The 20256-nt window shown below is 73.0% G+C and carries 18 protein-coding genes and 1 rRNA gene; 6 read left to right on the top strand and 13 right to left on the bottom strand.

What is annotated here, in order from left to right:
* The first annotated feature begins 226 nt into the window (after nt 1-226).
* Nucleotides 227-2029, top strand: a complete 1803-nt coding sequence (locus ACGFU6_RS37560; protein ID WP_393617069.1) for a glycoside hydrolase family 15 protein — start codon at nt 227-229, stop codon at nt 2027-2029.
* Nucleotides 2030-2094: 65 nt separating this feature from the next.
* Here ACGFU6_RS37560 and ACGFU6_RS37555 read toward each other — a convergent pair whose 3' ends face one another.
* On the bottom strand, nt 2095-2955 hold the full coding sequence (locus ACGFU6_RS37555) for a sulfurtransferase (protein WP_393617051.1): 861 nt from the start codon (nt 2953-2955) through the stop codon (nt 2095-2097).
* A gap of 252 nt (nt 2956-3207) precedes the next feature.
* Between ACGFU6_RS37555 and ACGFU6_RS37550 the strand changes: the two genes are divergently transcribed.
* A complete protein-coding gene (locus ACGFU6_RS37550) occupies nt 3208-4833 on the top strand; it encodes a PucR family transcriptional regulator (protein WP_393617050.1) in 1626 nt (541 codons plus the stop codon).
* A 23-nt stretch (nt 4834-4856) separates the two neighbouring features.
* Here the strand turns inward: ACGFU6_RS37550 and ACGFU6_RS37545 are convergent, their stop codons facing one another.
* The 5 genes from ACGFU6_RS37545 to ACGFU6_RS37525 all read right to left on the bottom strand — a co-directional run bounded on the left by ACGFU6_RS37545 (nt 4857) and on the right by ACGFU6_RS37525 (nt 10116).
* The gene (locus ACGFU6_RS37545; RefSeq protein ID WP_393617049.1) at nt 4857-5954 is read right to left on the bottom strand and encodes a glycosyltransferase family 4 protein; all 1098 of its coding nucleotides are present in this window, start codon (nt 5952-5954) and stop codon (nt 4857-4859) included.
* Nucleotides 5955-6183: 229 nt separating this feature from the next.
* Nucleotides 6184-7929, bottom strand: coding sequence for a DNA repair protein RecN (gene recN / locus ACGFU6_RS37540; protein ID WP_393617048.1), 1746 nt, complete (start codon nt 7927-7929; stop codon nt 6184-6186).
* Nucleotides 7930-8025: 96 nt separating this feature from the next.
* On the bottom strand, nt 8026-8931 hold the full coding sequence (locus ACGFU6_RS37535; protein ID WP_393617047.1) for an NAD kinase: 906 nt from the start codon (nt 8929-8931) through the stop codon (nt 8026-8028).
* Complete coding sequence (locus tag ACGFU6_RS37530) at nt 8928-9743, bottom strand: TlyA family RNA methyltransferase (RefSeq protein ID WP_393617046.1); 816 nt, start codon at nt 9741-9743, stop codon at nt 8928-8930. The genes ACGFU6_RS37535 and ACGFU6_RS37530 overlap by 4 nt, the downstream gene beginning before the upstream one ends.
* A 7-nt stretch (nt 9744-9750) precedes the next feature.
* On the bottom strand, nt 9751-10116 hold the full coding sequence (locus ACGFU6_RS37525; protein ID WP_393617045.1) for a hypothetical protein: 366 nt from the start codon (nt 10114-10116) through the stop codon (nt 9751-9753).
* A gap of 43 nt (nt 10117-10159) precedes the next feature.
* On the opposite strand from ACGFU6_RS37525, the gene ACGFU6_RS37520 reads away from it, so the two are divergent.
* Nucleotides 10160-10507, top strand: coding sequence for an SCP2 sterol-binding domain-containing protein (locus tag ACGFU6_RS37520; protein WP_024494660.1), 348 nt, complete (start codon nt 10160-10162; stop codon nt 10505-10507).
* Between the two features lie 91 nt (nt 10508-10598).
* Here the strand turns inward: ACGFU6_RS37520 and ACGFU6_RS37515 are convergent, their stop codons facing one another.
* From ACGFU6_RS37515 to ACGFU6_RS37500, 4 genes are all read right to left on the bottom strand, one after another.
* Nucleotides 10599-11414 carry an ABC transporter ATP-binding protein gene (locus ACGFU6_RS37515; RefSeq protein ID WP_393617044.1) on the bottom strand — a complete coding sequence of 272 codons (816 nt, stop codon included), beginning with the start codon at nt 11412-11414 and terminating at the stop codon, nt 10599-10601.
* A gap of 77 nt (nt 11415-11491) precedes the next feature.
* Nucleotides 11492-12481 carry a FecCD family ABC transporter permease gene (locus ACGFU6_RS37510; protein ID WP_393617068.1) on the bottom strand — a complete coding sequence of 330 codons (990 nt, stop codon included), beginning with the start codon at nt 12479-12481 and terminating at the stop codon, nt 11492-11494.
* 83 nt (nt 12482-12564) lie between these two features.
* Entirely contained in the window at nt 12565-13524 is a 960-nt protein-coding gene (locus ACGFU6_RS37505) for a FecCD family ABC transporter permease (RefSeq protein WP_393617043.1), read from the bottom strand.
* 117 nt (nt 13525-13641) lie between these two features.
* Nucleotides 13642-14403, bottom strand: coding sequence for an FMN-dependent NADH-azoreductase (locus ACGFU6_RS37500; RefSeq protein ID WP_393617042.1), 762 nt, complete (start codon nt 14401-14403; stop codon nt 13642-13644).
* Nucleotides 14404-14478: 75 nt separating this feature from the next.
* Here ACGFU6_RS37500 and ACGFU6_RS37495 point away from each other — a divergent pair, with 75 nt between their 5' ends.
* Entirely contained in the window at nt 14479-15360 is an 882-nt protein-coding gene (locus tag ACGFU6_RS37495) for a sigma-70 family RNA polymerase sigma factor (protein WP_393617041.1), read from the top strand.
* 33 nt (nt 15361-15393) lie between these two features.
* Here the strand turns inward: ACGFU6_RS37495 and ACGFU6_RS37490 are convergent, their stop codons facing one another.
* Nucleotides 15394-16422, bottom strand: a complete 1029-nt coding sequence (locus ACGFU6_RS37490) for an HAD-IIA family hydrolase (RefSeq protein ID WP_393617040.1) — start codon at nt 16420-16422, stop codon at nt 15394-15396.
* A 71-nt stretch (nt 16423-16493) separates the two neighbouring features.
* On the opposite strand from ACGFU6_RS37490, the gene ACGFU6_RS37485 reads away from it, so the two are divergent.
* Nucleotides 16494-17771 (top strand): DUF1015 domain-containing protein, encoded by a 1278-nt coding sequence (locus ACGFU6_RS37485; RefSeq protein WP_393617039.1) that lies wholly within the window; start codon nt 16494-16496, stop codon nt 17769-17771.
* A 63-nt stretch (nt 17772-17834) separates the two neighbouring features.
* Here the strand turns inward: ACGFU6_RS37485 and ACGFU6_RS37480 are convergent, their stop codons facing one another.
* Nucleotides 17835-18599, bottom strand: a complete 765-nt coding sequence (locus ACGFU6_RS37480; protein WP_393617038.1) for a tetratricopeptide repeat protein — start codon at nt 18597-18599, stop codon at nt 17835-17837.
* A gap of 30 nt (nt 18600-18629) precedes the next feature.
* Here ACGFU6_RS37480 and ACGFU6_RS37475 point away from each other — a divergent pair, with 30 nt between their 5' ends.
* Nucleotides 18630-19937: a hypothetical protein gene (locus tag ACGFU6_RS37475; RefSeq protein ID WP_393617037.1), complete on the top strand. Its 1308-nt coding sequence runs from the start codon at nt 18630-18632 to the stop codon at nt 19935-19937.
* A gap of 224 nt (nt 19938-20161) precedes the next feature.
* On the opposite strand, the gene rrf is transcribed toward ACGFU6_RS37475, so the two are convergent.
* A 5S ribosomal RNA gene (rrf, locus tag ACGFU6_RS37470) occupies nt 20162-20256 on the bottom strand; the annotation flags it as partial.

Genomic DNA, 20256 nt, shown 5'->3' with positions numbered 1-20256 from the left:
GTCCTCACACACGATCCCCTCAGCTCCCTCACGCCCCACCCGTTCGGCTCATCTCTCTTGCCGGGACCGTCGCGCGGATCACCCAGGTGCGTCGTATCCTGCTCGGACACTCGTTCCGGGCGAGGTATTGAGCTCGCAGGTTCCCCCACCTCAACACCTAGCAACGACCTCTTGACCCGCAGTAAGCGCCCTACGGGGCGACATGGCCGTTCGACTGGAGACGCACGTGGCCGGGCGCATCGAGGATTACGCACTCATCGGAGACATGCAGACCGCAGCCCTGGTCTGCCGGGACGGAACAGCCGACTGGCTGTGCCTCCCACGCTTCGATTCACACGCCGTCTTCGCGGGACTTCTGGGCACCGAGGAGCATGGCTTCTGGCGCCTCGGGCCGGCCCGTGCCGAGGGCGCGGAACCGCCCTCGGCCGACCGCCGCCGCTACCGCGGGGACTCACTCATCCTGGAATCGGAGTGGGACACGCCGCGCGGCACGGTCCGGGTGACCGATTTCATGCCGCCGCGTGACGGCGCACCGCAGCTGATCCGGATCGTGGAGGGAGTCAGCGGCCGGGTGCCGATGCGCTCCGAGCTGCGCATGCGGTTCAGCTACGGGCGGGTCACCCCGTGGGTGCACAAGGTGGACGGGCGCACGGTCGCCGTCGCCGGACCGGACTCGGTCTGGCTGGACACCTCCGCCGACACGTTCGGCGAGAACCTGACGACGTACTCCGACTTCACCGTCGCCCCCGGTGACCGGATCGCGTTCACGATCAGCTGGCAGCCCTCGCACCGCGAGCCGCCCGCGCTCCCGGACCCGGAGGGTTCGCTGGAGGCGACCGCGGACTTCTGGCGCGAGTGGGTCGAGCAGTGCACGTACCACGGGCCCTACCGCGAGGCGGTGGTCCGCTCGCTGATCACGCTGAAGGCCCTGACGTACGCCCCGACCGGGGGCATCGTCGCCGCACCCACCACCTCGCTGCCCGAGGACATCGGCGGCTCCCGCAACTGGGACTACCGCTACACCTGGCTGCGCGACGCCGCGATCACCCTGTCCTCGCTGCTGCGCACCGGCTACCGCGAGGAGGCCCGAGCCTGGCGCGAGTGGCTGCTGCGGGCGGTCGCGGGCGACCCGGAGAACCTGCAGATCATGTACGGGATCGCGGGCGAGCGGGAGCTGGGCGAGGCCGAGCTCGAGTGGCTGCCTGGTTACGAGAGCTCCGGCCCGGTCCGGGTCGGCAACGGCGCCGCGGGCCAGCTCCAGCTGGACGTGTACGGCGAGGTCACCGAGGCGCTGCACCTGGCGCACATGACCGGGCTGACCCGCAACGACTACGCCACCGGCCTCCAGCTCAAGCTGATCGAGTACCTGGAGAAGCACTGGGAGGAGCCGGACGAGGGCATCTGGGAGGTGCGCGGGCCGCGCCGCCACTTCGTGCACTCCAAGGTGATGGCCTGGGTGGCGGTCGACCGGACGATCAAGCTGATCGAGGCCGGGGACGCGGACGGGCCGCTGGAGAAGTGGCGCGAGCTGCGCGACGACATCCACCGCGACGTCTGCGAACGCGGCTACGACAAGGAGCGCAACACCTTCACCCAGTCCTACGGGTCGAAGGAGCTGGACGCCTCCCTGCTGCTGATCCCCCAGATGGGCTTCCTGCCGCCCGACGACAAGCGGGTCATCGGCACGATCGAGGCGATCCAGCGGGAACTGTCCACCGAGGACGGCTTCGTGCTCCGCTACCCCACCACGGGCGGCGACGCCGGTGTGGACGGTCTGGAGGGCGACGAGGGCGCGTTCCTGGCGTGCTCGTTCTGGCTGGCCGACGACCTGGCGATGATCGGCCGGGTCGACGAGGCCCGCCAGCTCTTCGAACGGCTGCTGTCCCTGCGCAATGACCTGGGCCTGCTGGCCGAGGAGTGGGACTCCCGGCTGCAGCGCCAGGTGGGGAACTTCCCGCAGGCCTTCAGCCACGTGCCGCTGATCGACACGGCACTGCGGCTGACGGCGAGCGGGGCGTACGTGGGCTGACGGCGACGCCCGCGGGGTGCCGGAAGGCGCCCCGCGGCGTACCCGTACCCCGCGGCGCCGGCCGGTCAGCCGCTCCCGGGTCCCGTCACGGGTCCCGTCACGACGGGGCGCCCTTGCGACGGCAGCCCCCACTCGCTCCAGGAGCCGTCGTACACCGCCGGCCCGGAGTATCCGGCCAGCTCCGCCCCCAGCGCCAGGACGCAGGCGGTGACCCCCGATCCGCAGCTGAGGTACAGCCGTGCGCGGTCGCCGGCCAGGGCGCCGAACACGGCGCGCAGTTCGGCCGCCGGGCGCATCCGGCCCCCGCGCAGGACCTCACCGAAGGGCAGGCTGACCGCCCCCGGCATATGGCCGCCGCGCAGCCCCGCACGCGGTTCGGGGGCCGTGCCGAGAAAGCGTTCCCGGGCCCTGGCGTCGAACACGGCGGCCGCCGGGTCCGCGAGCGCGGCCACCACCTCCTCGGCGCCGACGAACAGCCCCGGGCGCGGTACGGCCGTGAAGTCACCTCGCTCCGCCGCCCCGGGCGCACCGCCCTCCAGCGGCAGCGCGGCGGCCACCCAGCCGGGCAGCCCGCCGTCGAGCACGGTCACCCGGTCGAAGCCCATCGCACGGAGCATCCACCGGGCGCGGGGACTGGAGTAGACGCCCGCCCCGTCGTAGACGACGACGGTGTCACCGGTGCGCAGGCCCAGGGCGCGCAGCTCGTCGGTGAACCGGGCAGCGTCCGGCATCGCATGGGGCAGCGGCACCGAGTGATCGCTGAGCGCACCGTCGATGTCGAAGGGCCGCGCTCCCGGAATCCGCTGTCCGGCGTCCCGGTGCACGCCGACCGAGGCGTCGAACACCAGCAGTCCGGGTGCGCCCAGCCGCTCGGCCAGCCAGTCGGTGCCGACCAGCGGGCCGGGCAGCCGCAGGTTCTCGTCCACTGTTCCCCACTCCCCCGATTCCCGATCCCTGTTTACCGGTCCCGGTCTCTCCGGGTGCGGGCCGGATCACCCGCGTCCGGAGGGATTTTCAAGATCGCAGCGGCCCCGGGCGCTGTCAACAGCCGCCCGTGCGGCCGCCCCGGCCCGGCCCGGCCGCCCCGCCCCGGCGCCGCCGACAGCGCCCGGGGCCGGTACCTTCCTGAACAGGGCGTCCGCCCGACCCGACCCGACCGAAGCGCGAGGCCAGAGCCAGTGGAGACCCAAGGCGGCATCACCGTTCAGCGGGCCCTCGAACTGCCGGGGCTGCGCGGCGGACTCCCCGAGGTGGTGTCCGGGGCCGACCGGCTCAGCCGTACGGTGCGCTGGGTGCACGCGGGCGAGGTCCCCAACATCGCCTCGCTACTCAAGGGCGGCGAGCTGCTCCTCACCACCGGTCTGGGGCTCGGCGCCCGTCCCGCCGAGCAGCGCGCGTTCGTCCGCAGGCTCGCCGACCGGGGCATCGCCGCCCTGGTGGTGGAGCTGGGTCCGCGTTTCAGCAGACTGCCCGCCTCGATAGTGGACGCCGCACGCGCCGCCGGGCTGCCGCTGGTCCAGCTGCACCGCGAGGTGCCGTTCGTGACGGTGACCGAGGAGATCCACACCGAGATCGTCAACGGTCACTACGCGCTCCTGCAGCAGGCCGAGGAGGTCCACCGGCGCTGCACCCAGGCGCTGCTGGGCGGCGGCGGAGTGCCCCAGGTGCTGGGCATCCTGGCGGACTTCACGGCCAACCCGGTGTTCCTGGAGACCGCCGACGGCCAGCTGCTGTACGCGGCGGGCACCGAGTCCGGGCCGGTCTCCGCCGATCCGCTCCAGGTCTGGGACGGGATGCGCGGCGGCCGGGCGGCCCGTGAGTCGCCGCCCGTCGGCGCGGTGCTGGCGGATGTGCCGGGCGGCGGTCCGGGGACGAATTCGGTACGGGCCCGGCTGGTGCTGCTGGCCGTGGACGGTCCGCTGGTGACGGTGCACCGGATGGCGGCGGAGCGTGCGGCGGGCCTGCTCGCCGTGGTGCTGATGCAGGCCCGTCAGGAGGAGGAGCTCGCGGCGCGCGGCCGGGGTGACTTCCTGACGGATCTGGCGGAGGGCCGGATCGCCCCCGACGACGCCCCGGCGCAGGCCCGGGTGCTGGGCTTCAGGCCGGGCGAGATGCCGCTGCTGCCCGTGGTGATGCGGCTGGCCCCCGAGCTGTCCCCGTCCGGCAACTGGGCGCTGCTTGCCCGTGCGGTCCTGGAGGAGCTGTCATCGGTGGGGGTGCCGGTGCTGCTCGGGGTGCGTCCGGTGGAGGGCAGGGTGCCGCTGCTGCTGGCGCTGCGGACCGAGACGGAGCGGACGGCGGTGGCCGAGCGGGTCGCCGCCGCGCTGCGGGCCGGGGTGGAGCGGGCCGGCCTGGAGCGGGCGGGTTCACATCCCCCGGTCGTGGTGGTCGGGGTGGCGGGCAGCTGGGCGACGGCCGGTGCGGGGCTCCGGCACGCCGCGGAGACGGCCACGGCGGCGCAGGGGCTCAGCGACCGGCCCTGGTACGACGCCCGGCGCCTCGATATCGATCTGCTGCTCTGGCGGCTGCGGGACCACCCGGATCTGGCGGCGTTCGTCGAGCGGGCGATCGGCCCGCTGCGCGATCACGACCGCACCTCGCGCCCGCCGCTGCTGCCCACCCTGGAGACCTACCTCGCGCACGCGGGCCGCAAGGCGGAGACGGCGCGCGAGCTGCATCTGAACCGTCAGACGCTCTACAACCGGCTCGCTCGTATCGGTGAACTTCTCGGCACCGATCTGGACGACCCGCAGGCGGTACTGGCCCTGAGCCTGGCCCTGCGCGCCCGCCGCCACACCTCGTAGCGGCCGGGCCGCGCGCCACCACCTCAGCGATTGCGGGCCACCGCCAGCGGCTGCGCCAACTCGTCGTACACGCCGAGCACTTGCGCGATCGTGTCGTCCTCGGTCGGCCAACTCGCCGCCTGCACAAGCCCCGCGGCCGCCAGCCGGTCCCGCTCCGCCGGGTCCCCGAGCAGCCGGGCCACCGCGCGGGCGAGCGCCTCCGCGTTCCCGTACGGCACGAGTTCGGCTGCCTCACCCACGAGTTCGGGCACCCCGCCGACCGCGGTGGCCACCAGCGGTACGCCGATCCGCAGCGCGTCCTGGGCAAGCAGCGAGCGGGCCTCCCAGCGGCTGGCCAGTACGGCCAGGTCGGCGGCGGCCAGCAGCTCGGTCACATCGGAGCTGCTGCCGATCAGCGCGACGGGCAGGTCCTCGGCCTTGATCCGGCGCTGCAACGCCGCCCGCTCACGCCCCTCCCCCGCGATGACCAGCAGGGGTACGGTGTCCAGCCGCCGCCACGCACGCGCCGCGTCGAGCAGGGTGCCGAATCCGTGATGCGGCACCAGGCTGCCCACAGCCACGATCAGCGGCCTCTCCACGGCACCGAGTTCGGCCCGCACCTTGCCGTCGGACGGGGCGGCGGGGATGCGTGGCGACGGCGTGGCGACGGGTGCGAGCCGGGCGTCGCGCGCGCCGCGCCGCCTGGCCCGGTCGACCAGGTCCGAGGAGGCGCCGAGCACAACGGCCGCCGCGCGGGAGGCCCTTCGCTCCAGCAGGTGCAGCAGCCGGCGGCGGGCGCCCTCGGCGTGGGACCGGGTGTGCCAGGTGACGACCAGCGGGACGCGGCGACCGCCGAGGGCCAGGGCGGCCCGTACGGCGGCGTTGAGTCCGTGCGCGTGGACCACGTCGGCGCCGGCGCAGGCACCGCGCAGTGCCGCGACGGCGGCAGGGTCGCCGCGCCTGGGGACGGGCGCGAAGTGCGCCCCCGTCGCGGCGAAATCGTAGGTGCGGTCCAGTCCGGTGGGCGCGCAGACCGTGACCTGCACGCCTCTCGCGACCAGTCCGGCGGCCAGCGAGCCGACATGGGCGCTGCTTCCCGCACTGCCTCCGCCCAGCACTTGGACCGTACGCAGCTGTGACACGTTGAATGGCTCCCGGGGCTGCCGAGTCGGCGGTGTGTACACGGCCAAGGATGCCAGTCCGTACGCACGTTCCGGCACGACCGGACCGTAACTCCGGTGCGCATCGCAACAAACCGGGCGTGGCGCACCACCCGCACGGGTGAAGATCACGGGACGCGCGCGGCCCGGGTGAGCGGCCCGGCGGCCCGCCGCGGGGCGGCCGGGGCCCCCGCGACCCGCCGGGCGGCCGCTATCCGTCCGTCCGTGCGGTGGCGAGGAGTTCCTCCGCGTGGGCGCGGGCCGTCTCGGAGTCCTCCTGGCCCGCGAGCATCCGGGACAGCTCCCGCACCCGCTCCTCGCCCTCCAGGACGGTGACACCGCTCCTGGTCACCGAGCCGTCCACGGTCTTCTCGACCAGCAGCTGACGGTCGGCGAACGCGGCGACCTGGGGCAGGTGGGTGACGACCACGACCTGGGCGGACTTCGCGAGCTTCGCCAGCCGCCGCCCGACCTCGACGGCCGCCTTGCCGCCGACGCCCGCGTCGACCTCGTCGAAGAGGTAGGTGGGTACGGGGTCCGAACCGGCGAAGACCACCTCGACGGCGAGCATCACCCTGGACAGCTCACCGCCCGAGGCACCCTTGGCGATCGGGCGGGGCTGGGCGCCGGGGTGCGGGGCCAGCAGCAGTTCGACCTCGTCGGCGCCGGACGGCCCGTAGACCACGCCGCGTCCGCCGATGTCGATGCCCGAGGCCTCGTCGGCCGCCTCGGTCTGCCGGATGTCGAAGGAGACCCGGGCGTGCGGCATGGCCAGGGAGGCGAGCTCCGCGGTGACGGCCTCGGCGAAGAGCGCGGCCGCCGCCGTACGGGCGTCGGTCAGCGCCTGGCCGAGTCCGGAGAGTTCGCGGCGCAGCGCGTCCCGCTCCGCGGTCAGCTCACCGATCCGGTCGTCGTCGCTCTCCAGCTCCATGAGGCGCGCGGCCCCCTCCTCGGCCCAGGCCAGCACGGCGGTGATGTCCTCGCCGTACTTGCGGGTGAGCGCGGTGAGCGCGGCGCGCCGCTCCTCGACGGCGGCGAGCCGCAGCGGGTCGGAGTCCAGCTGGTCGGCGTAGCCCGCGAGTTCGCCCGCGACGTCGGAGAGCAGGATGGAGATCTCACCGACCCGGTCCGCGAGTGCGGCCAGTGCCGGGTCGTGCGCCCGCACCCCTTCCAGCGCCTGCCCGGCCGCCGCCACGATCGTCGTCGCGTCGACCGCCTCCTGGTCCTCGGGGTTGCCGGCCAGCGCGGTGTGCGCGAGGGCGGCGGCGGAGGCGAGGGCGTCCGCGTGGCCGAGCCGCTGGGCCTCGGCGGCCAGCTCGGTGTCCTCACCGGGCAGCGGTTCGACGGCGGCGATCTCGTTCAGCCCGAAGCGCAGCAGGTCGGCTTCCTGGGCGCGTTCGCGGGCGCGCGTGGTCAGCTCGTCGAGTTCGCCGGCGACCTCCCGCAGCCGCCGGTAGGCCGCCGCGTAGGCGGCGTGCGGTACGGCGACGCCGTCGCCCGCGTACCGGTCCAGGGCCTGCCGCTGCCGGGCCGGCTTGAGCAGCCCCTGCTGGTCGGTCTGGCCGTGCACGGCGACGAGTTCGTCGGCGAGTTCGGCCAGCACGCCCACCGGCACGGATCTGCCGCCCAGATGGGCGCGGGAGCGCCCCTCTGCGGAAACGGTACGGCTGATCAGCAGCGCACCGTCCTCGATCTCCGCCCCGGCCTCCTCGGCCCGCAGCGCCGCCGCGTCGCCCTCGGACACCGTGATCCGGCCCTCGACGACCGCCGCCTTCGCGCCGATCCGTACGAGGGCGGGGTCGGCGCGTCCGCCGAGCAGCAGCCCGAGGCTCGTGACGACCATGGTCTTGCCCGCGCCGGTCTCACCCGTCACGGCGGTGAAACCGGGTGACAGCTCCACCACCGCGTCGTCGATGACTCCGAGCGACCGTATCCGCATCTCCTCCAACACGGACATGACCATACGAGGTTTCGTGGCCCGCGCGCACACGGGCTGTGGCCGGGACACCGGATCGGGTGGACGGGGCGGGTTCCCCGGGTGCCCGGTCCGGGGTCAGTGCGGCGCGCCCCGCCACCCCGACACCGGCAGCGCGAACTTGGCCACCAGCCGGTCCGTGAAGGACGCCTGGTGCAGCCGGGCCAGCCGGATGGGCACCGTGCCGCGCCGCACCTCGACGCGGGCGCCGGCGGGCAGCTCGACGGTCCTGCGCCCGTCGCACCACAGCACCCCGTGCGGGGTGTGCGGCTGGACCTCCACGGCCAGCACCGACGTGGGCGAGGTCACCAGCGGCTTGGCGAACAGCGCGTGGGCGCTGATCGGGACCATCAGCAGCGCCTCGACCTCGGGCCACACAACGGGCCCGCCGGCCGAGAAGGCGTACGCGGTCGAGCCGGTGGGCGTCGCGCACACGATGCCGTCGCAGCCGAACCCGGTCACCGGCCGGCCGTCGATCTCCAGGACGACCTCCAGCATCCGCTCGGGCGACACCTTCTGCACGGCCGCCTCGTTGAGCGCCCAGTCGGTGTGGACGACGGTGCCGTTGCTGTGCACGACGACATCGAGCGTCATGCGCTCCTCGACGGTGTACGCCCGGGTGACGACCCGGTCGACGACCTTGTCCAGGTCGTCGCGCTCCGCCTCGGCGAGGAAGCCGACCCGGCCGAGGTTGACGCCGAGCATGGGCACCCCGGAGGCGCGCGAGAGCTCCGCGCCGCGCAGCAGTGTCCCGTCCCCGCCGAGCACGATGAGCAGCTCGCAGCCGCTCAGCGGCTCGGGGGTGGCGTCGGTGACCGTCTCGACGGACGGCGGCAGCGGCAGGTCGGCCGCCTCGGTCGCCAGCACCCGGACGCCCAGACCGTTGCGCAGCAGGCCCTGGACGACCAGCTCGGCGCTGCGGATCGCGGCCGGCCGGCCGGTGTGCGCCAGAAGAAAGACTGTTCGTGCCGTATTCGTCGTCAACGGGGCCCCTCCGCCACTGCACGGTCGACATCTGCGGGATCCAGCTCCGGTGCTCCGGCCCGCAGCCACAGAAAGTACTCGACATTCCCCGAAGGTCCGGGCAACGGGCTCGCCGTCACACCCCGGACCCCCAGACCCAGCGCCCCGGCCCGGCGCGCCACCTCACGTACCGCCTCGGCCCGCAGCTCGGGGCTGCGCACCACCCCGCCGCTGCCGAGCCGCTCCTTGCCCACCTCGAACTGCGGTTTGACCATGAGGACCAGATCCGCGTCGGGGGCGGCGCAGCGCGCCAGGGCGGGCATGACGAGCCCCAGCGGGATGAACGACAGATCGCCCACCACCAGGTCGACGGCCCGGCCGTCGATCGCCTCCAGCGTCAGTTCCCGCACGTTGGTGCGGTCCTTGACGGTGACGCGTTCGTCGGACTGGAGCGACCAGGCGAGCTGCCCGTAGCCGACGTCCACGGCGACGACGCGCGCCGCCCCGGCCCGCAGCAGGACATCGGTGAACCCGCCGGTGGAGGCCCCGGCGTCCAGCGCCCGCCGCCCCTCCACCTTCAGCCCCAGGGGTGTGAAGGCGGCGAGGGCGCCCGCCAGCTTGTGGCCGCCCCGCGACACGTACTCGGGGTCGCTGTCGTCCTTGGTGACGACGACAGCGGCGCTCGTCTCGACCTGGGTGGCCGGTTTCGCCGCGGTGTTGCCGCCGACGGTCACCCGGCCTGCGGCGATCAGCTGGCTGGCATGCTCACGCGATCGGGCGAGCTTTCGGCGTACCAGCTCGGCGTCGAGGCGGCGACGGGCCACTCCTGCCACGTTCGGTTCAGCTCCTGTTGTCGTACGAGTTGTGGTGCGGGGTGTTGCGCGAGGTGTTGTGCGGGTCGGTGTGCGCGGGCCCCGGGACGGGTACCGGCGCGGCGTCCAGCGCGGTCAGCGCCTCGCGCAGTCCACGGTGTACATCCTCGTACACCTCGGTGTGGCCGCCCGCCGGGAGGTGGTCGGCGTCGGCCAGACGCTCCAGTTCCGCGTCCACCCCGGCGTTGCCGGTGGGCGTGCGGACGACGCCGAGGGGCGCGGGGGCCGCCGGGTCGTGCGCAACCGCGGGGGGCGGCTCCTGCGGCGCGTCCTGCGGGATCTCCCCGGGCGCGGTTCCGGCGGCCGTCCCCGGCCCCGGCATCGAGTCGCTCATGCGGGAAACGCTACCCCGAGGCGCTGCGGTACCGTCGATCACGATGGCGACCATGGCGGAGTGCCGCAGCGCACTCGACAGACTTTCGGACAACCTCGCGGGGGCCGACGGCGACGTGCGCAGCGCGGCGTCCCTGGACCGTTCGCTGAGCTGTCACATCAAGGACCTCGATGTCACGTTCACCGGCCGGCTGGCCGGCGGCCGGATCCAGGTCCTGGACACCGTGGAGGGGCCACCCGCGGAGAAGGCCGAGATCCGTCTCGCGATGACCGGGGACGACCTGGTGGCCCTGGTGAACGGCGAGCTGAACTTCGCCAAGGCGTGGGGCTCGGGCCGGGTACGCCTGGAAGCCGGCTTCCGCGACCTCCTGAAACTCAGATCCCTGCTGTAACCAGCCCAGCCCCGTCCAAACCAAGCCCGTCCGGCGCTTGAGGACGTCGTTCAAGCCCGTCCGGCACTTGAGGACAAGGCGTGGCCGAAGGTCACGCGCCCCCGCCCACCGCGGCCCGCGCCCCCCGCACCCGCGCGGCCGGCACCACCAGCGGCGTCCCCGTCTCCGGGTCGGGGATCACCTGGCACCGCAGCCCGAACACCCGCTCCACCAGCTCCGCGGTGACGATCTCCTCGGGCGCGCCCTCCGCGACGATCTCGCCCTCGCGCATCGCGATGAGATGCGTGGCGTACCGCGCGGCGTGGTTCAGGTCGTGCAGGACGGCCACCAGGGTGCGCCCCCGCGTCTCGTGGAGCTCCGCGCACAGGTCGAGCACGTCGATCTGGTGCTGGATGTCCAGGTACGTCGTCGGCTCGTCCAGCAGCAGCAGCGGCGTCTGCTGCGCGAGTGCCATCGCGATCCAGACCCGCTGCCGCTGTCCGCCGGACAATTCGTCGACATAGCGATCACCGAGTTCACCGACGCCGGTCGACGCCATCGATTCCTCGACAATGCGTTCGTCCTCGGGCGACCACTGCCGCAGCAGCCCCTGGTGCGGGTAGCGCCCCCTGGCCACCAGATCCGCCACGGTGATGCCGTCGGGCGCGATCGAGGACTGGGGCAGCAGCCCCAGTGTCCTGGCGACCTTCTTCGCGGGCAGCCGGTGGATCGCCTGCCCGTCGAGCAGCACCTGGCCCCGGCTCGGCTTGAGCATCCGGGACAGCGCCCGCAGCAATGTCGATTTGCCGCAGGCGTTCGGGCCGACGATCACGGTGAACGAGTGGTCGGGTATCTCGACCGAGAGGTTCTCCGCGATGACCCGCTGGTCGTAGCCGAGGGTCACCGAGTCCGCGGTGAGGCGCTGCATGGTCGTACTCCGTGAGTCGGTCGGGGTGCTGGGGGGATGCGGGGCGGGTGAGGGCTTCGGGTGTCCGGCGGAAGAGTTCATATGCGGCCCGCCTTGCGCTCGGACACCAGGAGCCACAGCAGGTAGCAGCCGCCGAGCACACCGGTCACCACACCGACCGGCAGCTGCCGGTCGCCGAAGGCGTCGAGCGCGACCCAGTCGGCGACGAGCAGCAGGGCGGCGCCCATGAAGGTCGCGGCCACCAGGTTGGGGCCGGTCGAGCGGGTCAGCCGGCGGGCCAGCTGCGGGGCGCTGAGCGAGACGAACGCGATCGGCCCGGCGGCGGCCGTGGCGACGGCGACGAGCAGCACGGCCGAGCCCATCAGGACGAGCCGGGTGCGTTCGACCCGTACCCCGAGCGCGTACGCGGCGTCGTCGCCCATCTCCATCACCCGCAGGGCCCTGCCGTGCCCGAAGACCAGCGGCAGCAGCACGGCGCAGACCGCGAGCAGCGGCCAGACCTGTGCCCAGTCCCGCCCGTCGAGCGAGCCGGTCATCCAGACGACGGCCCGGGTGGCGTCGACGAGGTTGGCCTTGGTGATCAGGTACTGGGTCACGGCGGTCAGCATGGCGGCGGCGCCGATCCCGACCAGCACGAGCCGGAAGCCGTGCACTCCGCGCTTCCACGCCAGCAGGTAGACGGCCACCCCGGTCAGCAGCCCGCCGGCCACCGCACCGCCCGCGACCGCCGTCGCCCCGCCCTGGAACACCACGATCACGGTCAGCGCGCCGACCGTCGCGCCCTGGCCGAAGCCCAGCACATCGGGGCTGCCCAGCGGGTTGCGCGAGATGGTCTGGAAGACGGCGCCGCCGGCACCGAGCGCCGCACCCACCAGGAGCCCCACCAGCACCCGGGGCAGCCGCAGGTCCGTGACGATGAACTCCTGCTGGAAGGTGCCGTGCCCGAAGAGGGTGGTGACGACCTCGCCCGGGGTCATGGAGAAGTCGCCGCTGCCGATGAGGACGACTCCCGCCGCCGCCACCACCGCGGCGAGCAGCGCGATCACCGCAAAGGCCCGGACGTTCATCCGGAACGAGTACCCGCCGACCGTACGCACGGCCTTCACCGACCGGGCCGTCCCCGCGGCCCCCGGCTTCTCCTTCGTGGCCTTCACAGCTGGGACATCCTCTTGCGTCGTACGAGGTGGATGAAGACCGGCCCGCCGATCAGCGCGGTGACGATGCCGACCTGGAGCTCGGACGGACGGGCGACGATCCGGCCCACCACGTCCGCGCCGAGCAGCAGCACCGGGGAGAGCACGGCCGCGTACGGCAGGATCCACCGCATGTCGGGACCGGTGATCGCGCGCACCAGGTGCGGGATCATCAGCCCGATGAAGACGATCGGGCCGCAGGCGGCGGTCGCCGCCCCGCACAGCAGGGTGACGGCGAGCATGGCCAGGACCCGGGTCCTGGTCAGATGGGCGCCGAGGGCGCGCGCGGTGTCGTCGCCCATCTCCAGGGCGTTGAGCGGGCGGGCGATGAGCAGGGTGAGCACGACACCGACCGCGATGAACGGCCACACCTTGCCGACCGTCTCGGTGTTCGCGGAGGCCAGCGACCCGACGGTCCAGAACCGCAGCCGGTCCAGCGCCGCCGAGTCCAGCAGCTGTACGGCGTTGACGTACCCGTACAGCGCCGCGGTGACCGCGGTCCCGGCGAGCGCGAGCCGTACCGGAGTGGCGGACCGGCTGCCCCCGAGCAGGTACACGGCCACCGACACGATCCCGGCGCCGGCGAAGGCGAACCAGACGTACCCGGTCAGCGAGGTGACGCCGAAGAAACTGATGGCGGAGACGACCGCCGCGGAGGCTCCCGCGTTGACGCCCAGCAGTCCGGGCTCGGCCAGCGGGTTACGGGTCAGAGCCTGCATCACCGCCCCGGCGAGACCGAGCGCGCTGCCGACGATCAGCCCGAGGACGGTCCGGGGAATCCGCACCTTCCGCACCAGGACGTCGTCGCTGCTCCCGGCGTAGTGGAACAGGCCGTGCCAGACATCGGCGAGGGGCAGCGCCTTGGCGCCGATCCCGATACTCGCCAGGCACACCAGCACCAGGAGCGCCAAGGCCACCAGGAGCCCTGCGGCTCTGACCGCGTGGCGCCTGGGGGGCGAGGGTTTGTCCGGTGCGGCTGTCGGGCCTGCACTCGGTTCCGGGGGACTCTCAACGAACACGCCGGTTAGGTTAGCCTACCCTCCTGTGGCCTCGATCCAGCCTCCCACGCCCGTGCTCCGGCCCACGCCCGTGCTCCGGCCCTTGCCCGGGCCCGCGCCGGACAGCGCCGCCGCGATCACGTCCGCCCGCGCCGCGGCCAGCGAGCTCGCCGCCTGCCGGCGGAAGGGTGCCAGACCGGGGACCAGCTCGGCCATGGTCAGCTCGGCGGCGATGAAACAGAGATCCTCCGGGGCCACCCCCTTCTCACCGAAGTACGCCCGCAGGTAGGGCGTCTGGAAGTCCCAGCCCTCCCGAGGGGTCCCCGGACCGTAGGCACCGCCCCGCGCGCTGATCACCACCACTCTCGTCCCCCGGAGCAGGCCGTCACCCGTCTCCGGTTCCGTGAGAGCGCCGGGAAAGCCCACCCGGTCGATCCACGCCTTCAGCGAGGCGGAGACCGAGTAGTTGTACATCGGGGCGCCGACCAGCAGCGTGTCCGCCGCCAGGAGTTCGGCGATCAGCGGGCGGGTCGAGGACCACTCCCGCCGCTCGGCCTCGCTCCCGATCAGCGTGTCCACCCCGTCCGGCGGGACGAGGCCGGTCCGCTCCGCCCTCCGACCGAGCGAGCAGTAGGCGGTGCCCAGCGGCGGCACCGGGTCCGCGGCGAGGTCCCGGTACCGGTACCCGGCCGGTCCGTGCGCGCTCCGCCAGGTACGGGCGAACAGTGCGGTCAGCTGCCTGCTGACCGACTCCTCGGAGCGATTGGCACTGGAATCCAGATGCAGCAAGGACGTCATGGCTGCTCCCGTGTCACTTCGGTTGCTTGGCGTTCGTCAGGGGAGGTGACGGAACAGCGCGGCGAAAGGTGACCGGTGGACGAGCGCGAGGCACTGGCGGAACACTTCGAGGCACAGCGCGGTCTGCTGCGCGCGGTGGCCCACCGCATGCTCGGCTCGCTGGACGAGGCGGAGGACGCGGTCCAGGAGGCCTGGCTGCGTCTGTGCCGGGTCGACGCCGGAGAAGTGGACAACCTGACCGGCTGGCTGCGGACCGTGGTGACCCGCATCTGCCTCGACATGCTGCGCACCCGCAGGTCGCGCCGGGAGGATCCGGCCGACCACGACGTTCTCGACCAGGTCGCCAGGTCCGGCCGGGACAGTCCGCCGGAGGACGAGGCGATGCTGGCCGACTCGGTGAGCCGCGCGCTGCTCGTGGTGCTGGACACACTGGACCCCGTCGAGCGCATCGCGTTCGTGCTGCACGACATGTTCGCCGTGCCGTTCAGCGAGATCGCGCCCGTCGTGGACCGCACACCGGGTGCCACGAAGAAGATCGCCAGCCGTGCGCGTCACAAGGTGCGGGGCACTCCCTCGGTCCCGGCGGCCGAACTGGCGCGGCAGCGTCAGGTCGTCCGCGCGTTCCTGGCCGCCGCGCGGGCCGGTGACCTCACCGCGGTCCTCGCGGTACTGGCCCCCGATGTGGTGCGGCGTGCCGACCCCGTCGCGGTGCCGCCGGGCGGCGCGGCCGTGGCCCGAGGCGCGCGAGCCGTCGCGGAGGGGACGGCCGCCCTCGCCCACCGGTCACGACTGGCCGAACCGGCGCTGGTCAACGGCATGGTGGGCCTCGTGGTGGCCCCGCGCGGCCGCCTGCTGTTCGCGCTCACCTTCACCATCGAGGACGACCGGATCACCGCCTACGACGTGATCGCCGACCCCGCACGCCTCCGGCGGCTCGACCTCGCCGTCCTCGGCTGACGCGGGACGGGGCCATCGACCGGGTCAGTGCCGCTACAGCCCGAGCCTGGCCACGGCCTCGCCCGCGTCCAGCGTGCTCGACCCGTCTCCGGCGTGCGACCACGCCGCCCCGCACAGCGCCCGCAGACCGTCGAGCGGCTCCCCGTCCCCCTCCAGCACGAACTGCTCGCCCCGGACGGACGCCGTCCAGCCCCCGCAGCCGAAGCCTTCGCCGACCGGAGTCACCTCGGGCTGCCCGGTGAGCAGTCCCCGCAGATCGGCGTCCACGTACGTCGGCCGGTGCTCCGGCTTCGCGCCCACCAGTTGCGCCGCGTCAGCCACCCCGGTCAGCACCAGGAGCGAGTCGACACCGCCGTTGAACGCCCCCTCGATGTCGGTGTCGAGCCGGTCCCCGACCACCAGCGGCCGCTTCGCCCCGGTCCGCAGCACCGTCTCCCGGTGCATCGGCGGCAGCGGCTTCCCGGCCACCTGCGGCTCGGCACCCGTCGCGATCCGGACGACTTCCACGGCCGCCCCGTTGCCGGGCGCGATGCCCCGGGCGCTCGGGATGGTCAGGTCCGTGTTGGACGCGAACCACGGCAGCCCGCGGTTGACCGCGTGGGCGGCCTCGGCGAACCTGCCCCAGGTCATGTCGGGGCCGCCGAACCCCTGCGCGACCGCCACCGGCTCGTCGTCCGCCGTCTCCACCGGCTGCAGCCCCCGTTCCCGCAGCGCCACCCGCAGCCCCTCGCCCCCGATCACCAGCACCCGGGACCCGGACGGCAGCTGATCTGCGATCAGCCGGGCCACCGCCTGCGCCGAGGTGATCACGTCGGCGGCCTCGGCCGGCACCCCGAGCTCGGTCAGGTGCTCCGCCACCGCGTCCGGCGTCCGCAGCGCGTTGTTGGTGACGTAGGCCAGGTGCATTCCGCCGTCCCGCGCCGTGCCCAGCGCCTCGACCGCATGGTCGATCGCCTGCCCGCCCGCGTACACCACCCCGTCGAGATCGAGCAGAGCCGTGTCGTACGCCTCGTTCAACGCGGTGCTGATCCCGCTCGGCCTGGTCCTGCTCGCCTGACTCATATCCCGCGCTCCTCAGTGCCTGTGTCTCCCCCGATCATCGCGCATCCCGGGACCGCGCATACGATGCGGAAATGAACTCACGAGGCCCTGCGGACCAGGGACTGCGGCTGATTCCGTTCCGTGGACTGCGTTACGTCCCCGAGCTGGTCGGCAGCCTCTCCGCGGTGACCTCGCCCCCGTACGACGTCGTGGTACGGCCCGACGGACTGCTCCACCTGGAATCGGCGGATCCGCACAACATCGTGCGTCTGATCCTCCCGCAGGCCGACACCGCGACCGCCCGTCACGAGCAGGCCGCCGCGACCCTGAACAGCTGGCTGGCCGAGGGAATCCTCGCTCCCGACCCCGAGCCCGCGCTCTACGTGTACGAGCAGCGCAACGGCGACATGCTGCAGCGCGGCGTCATCGGCGCGCTGGCGCTCTCCGGCCCCGACGACGGCATCGTGCTCCCGCACGAGGACGTGATGGCCGATGTCGTCGAGGACCGCGCCGATCTGATGCGGACCGCCGAGGCCCACCTCGAACCGCTGCTGCTGACCTACCGCAGCGACGGCGACGCGACGGGGGCGACCTCGGTCATCGAGCGGACGATCCACCGTCCGCCCCTGCTCGCCACCACCACCGAGGACGGCTTCAGCCACCGGCTCTGGGCGCTCACGGACGCCTCGGAACAGTCGGTGGTGCAAGCGGACCTGGCCCGTCGCCAGGCCCTGATCGCCGACGGCCACCACCGCTGGGCCACCTATCTCAGACTTCAGCGGGAGCACGCCGTCCCCGGCCCGTGGGACTTCGGTCTGGTCCTCCTGGTAGACACGGCCCGCTACCCGCTCCGGGTACGGTCCATCCACCGGCTGCTGCACGGGCTGCCGGTCACCGACGCACTCGCCGCGCTGACCGGTCTCTTCCGCATCCGCGAAGTCGAGGGCCCGCTCCCCCTGGCGCTGGACGCCCTGTCCGGGGCGGCCGCCGAGGGAAACGCGTTCCTGCTCGCGGGCGACGGACGATTCCATCTGGTCGACCGCCCCGACGACGCCCTGCTGGCCCGCACCGTACCGGCCGACCGGCCGGACGCCTGGCGCACCCTCGACGCGACGGTCCTGCACTCGGCGCTGCTCGACCATGTCTGGCGGATCCCGGACGACCCGGCGCACATCGCGTACATCCACGACACCTCGGCCGCCGTCGAACAGGCCGAACGCCACAACGCCACGGCGGTGCTGATGCATCCGGTACGCGAGGAGGTCGTCCGGGACCTGGCCCGTCAGGGCGTCACCATGCCTCGCAAGTCGACCTCCTTCGGCCCCAAGCCGGCCACGGGCCTGGTCCTGCGCAGCCTGCCTCTCGGCTGAACCCGGGCCCGGAAACGCGGAAGAGGGCGGTACCCCGAGTGGGGTACCGCCCTCTTCCGTGCGTTACGCCTTGACCGGACCGTCCTCGTCGTCCTCGTCCTCGTCCTCGTCGTCCTCGTCCTCGTCCTCGTCGTCCTCGTCCGCTTCGTCGAGGTCGTCCGCGGGGGCGGTGGGGGCGGACGCGGGGGCGGGAGTGCCCTCGTTGTCGTCTCCGAGGGCGTCGACGAACTCGACACCGTCCAGCTCGGCAAGGCGGTCCGACGCGTCGGTCGAGCCGTCCTTGTCGGCCTCGAGGGCCTTCCCGAACCACTCGCGCGCCTCGTCCTCGCGCCCGGCGGCCAGCAGGGCGTCCGCGTACGCGTAGCGCAGTCGCGGCGTCCACGGGTGGACGGCGCTGGAGGCCAGCTCGGAACTCTGCAGAGTCACGATGGCGGCATCGATCTGCCCCATGTCGCGACGGGCTCCGGCAGCGACCAGCCGCATCTCGACCTGTCCGGCCTTGTCCAGCTTCTGGACCTCGGGCTCACCGGCCATGGCCATCGCCCGCTCCGGCCGGCCCAGTCCGCGCTCGCAGTCGGCCATGACCGGCCACAGCTCGACGGAGCCGGTCATCCGACGGGACGCCCGGAACTCCGCGAGTGCCTCCGCGTACTTCTGCGTGGCGTAGGCGGCGAAGCCCGCCGCCTCGCGGACGGCGGCGACCCGGGAGGCCAGCCGCAGGGCGATGCGCGAGTACGCGTACGCCTGCTCGGGGTCCTCGTCGAGCAGCCGGGCCACCATGACCAGGTTCCTGGCGACGTCCTCGGCGAGGGTCTTGGGCAGGCTCATCAGCTCCTGCCGGACGTCCTTGTCGATCTCGTGGCCGGTGACCTCTTCGGGAATGGGAAGCCGCTTGATGGGCTCGCGCTCACGCTCGTCCCGGCGCTCGTACCCGCCACGGTCGTCGCGGCCGCGGTACCCGCCCCGGTCGCCACCCCGATCGCCGTCGTCCCGCCGACCGCGGAAACCGCCGGAGGCGCCTCCCCGGCTGTCGTCACGACGGAAACCGCCACCGGACGAACCACCACGGCTGTCGTCACGACGGAAGCCACCGCCGGAGGAACCGCCACGGTTGTCGTCGTCGCGACGGGGTCCACGCGGCCGGTCGTCACGCCGCTCGAACCCACCACCGGAACGACCACCACGGTCATCATCCCGACGCGGAGCCCGGTCATCACGACGGAAACCGCCACCGGACGAACCACCACGGTTGTCATCGCGACGGAAGTTACCACCACCGCTGCTGGGCCGGCTGTCATCACGGCGGAAGCCACCGCCGGTGCTGCCACCACGGTTGTCATCGCGACGGAAGTTGCCGCCACTGGAGGAACCGCCACGGCTGTCGTCACGACGGAAGCCACCGCCGGTGCTGCCACCACGGTTGTCGTCACGGCGGAAGCCACCGCCGGAGGAACCGCCACGGCTGTCGTCACGACGCGGCGCACGATCCCGGTCACCGCGGTTGTCATCGCGACGGAAGTTACCGCCACCGCTGCTGGGCCGGCTGTCGTCGCGACGGAAGCCACCGCCGGTGCTGCCGCCACGGTTGTCATCACGGCGGAAACCGCCACCGGAGGAACCGCCACGGTTGTCGTCGTCGCGACGGGGTCCACGCGGCCGGTCGTCACGCCGCTCGAACCCACCACCGGAACGACCACCACGGTCATCATCCCGACGCGGAGCCCGGTCATCACGGCGGAAACCGCCACCGGAGGAACCACCACGGTTGTCGTCGTCGCGACGGGGTCCACGCGGCCGGTCGTCACGCCGCTCGAACCCACCACCCGAACGACCACCACGGTCATCATCCCGACGCGGAGCCCGGTCATCACGACGGAAACCGCCACCGGACGAACCACCACGGCTGTCATCGCGACGGAAGCCACCGCCGGTGCTGCCACCACGGTTGTCGTCACGGCGGAAACCGCCACCGGAGGAAGAACCGCCACGGCTGTCGTCACGACGCGGCGCACGATCCCGGTCACCGCGGTTGTCATCGCGACGGAAGTTACCGCCACCGCTGCTGGGCCGGCTGTCGTCACGACGGAAACCGCCACCGCTGTTGGTGGGTCGGCTGTCGTCACGGCGGCTTCCACCGCGGTCGTTGTCTCGGCGCTGGCCGCCTGACCGGTCGTCACGACCACCGCTGAAGCCGCCCCGGTCACCGCCGTCCCGGCGACGCGGCTCGCGCTCCGAACGATCGTCGGGAGAGTTGGTGGACATCGGTGGTGCTCCTGTCATCGGGTACTACAGACATTCTTGCGCAGCCGGACTGCCGACGCGCTTCGGAAAAACAAAAAGGACCCTTGGTCCCAGCGTTGAACGCTGGGACCAAGGGTCCTTCAAAGATTGTTCGGCGGCGTCCTACTCTCCCACAGGGTCCCCCCTGCAGTACCATCGGCGCTGAAAGGCTTAGCTTCCGGGTTCGGAATGTAACCGGGCGTTT

It is taken from the genome of Streptomyces sp. NPDC048462 (assembly GCF_043200175.1).
Taxonomy (GTDB): Bacteria; Actinomycetota; Actinomycetes; order Streptomycetales; family Streptomycetaceae; genus Streptomyces.
The sequence above is the reverse complement of the archived record's forward strand: the minus strand, read 5'-3'. Positions and strand labels throughout refer to the sequence as shown.

Excerpts from the sequence above, each read along its gene's own strand:
- recN (WP_393617048.1), bottom strand. The coding sequence starts at position 7,929 with ATGTCCGTGTTGGAGGAGATGCGGATACGGTCGCTCGGAGTCATCGAC.
- ACGFU6_RS37525 (WP_393617045.1), bottom strand. The coding sequence starts at position 10,116 with ATGAGCGACTCGATGCCGGGGCCGGGGACGGCCGCCGGAACCGCGCCC.
- ACGFU6_RS37520 (WP_024494660.1), top strand. The coding sequence starts at position 10,160 with ATGGCGACCATGGCGGAGTGCCGCAGCGCACTCGACAGACTTTCGGAC.
- ACGFU6_RS37515 (WP_393617044.1), bottom strand. The coding sequence starts at position 11,414 with ATGCAGCGCCTCACCGCGGACTCGGTGACCCTCGGCTACGACCAGCGG.
- ACGFU6_RS37510 (WP_393617068.1), bottom strand. The coding sequence starts at position 12,481 with ATGAACGTCCGGGCCTTTGCGGTGATCGCGCTGCTCGCCGCGGTGGTG.
- ACGFU6_RS37500 (WP_393617042.1), bottom strand. The coding sequence starts at position 14,403 with ATGACGTCCTTGCTGCATCTGGATTCCAGTGCCAATCGCTCCGAGGAG.
- ACGFU6_RS37490 (WP_393617040.1), bottom strand. The coding sequence starts at position 16,422 with ATGAGTCAGGCGAGCAGGACCAGGCCGAGCGGGATCAGCACCGCGTTG.
- ACGFU6_RS37485 (WP_393617039.1), top strand. The coding sequence starts at position 16,494 with ATGAACTCACGAGGCCCTGCGGACCAGGGACTGCGGCTGATTCCGTTC.
- ACGFU6_RS37480 (WP_393617038.1), bottom strand. The coding sequence starts at position 18,599 with ATGAGCCTGCCCAAGACCCTCGCCGAGGACGTCGCCAGGAACCTGGTC.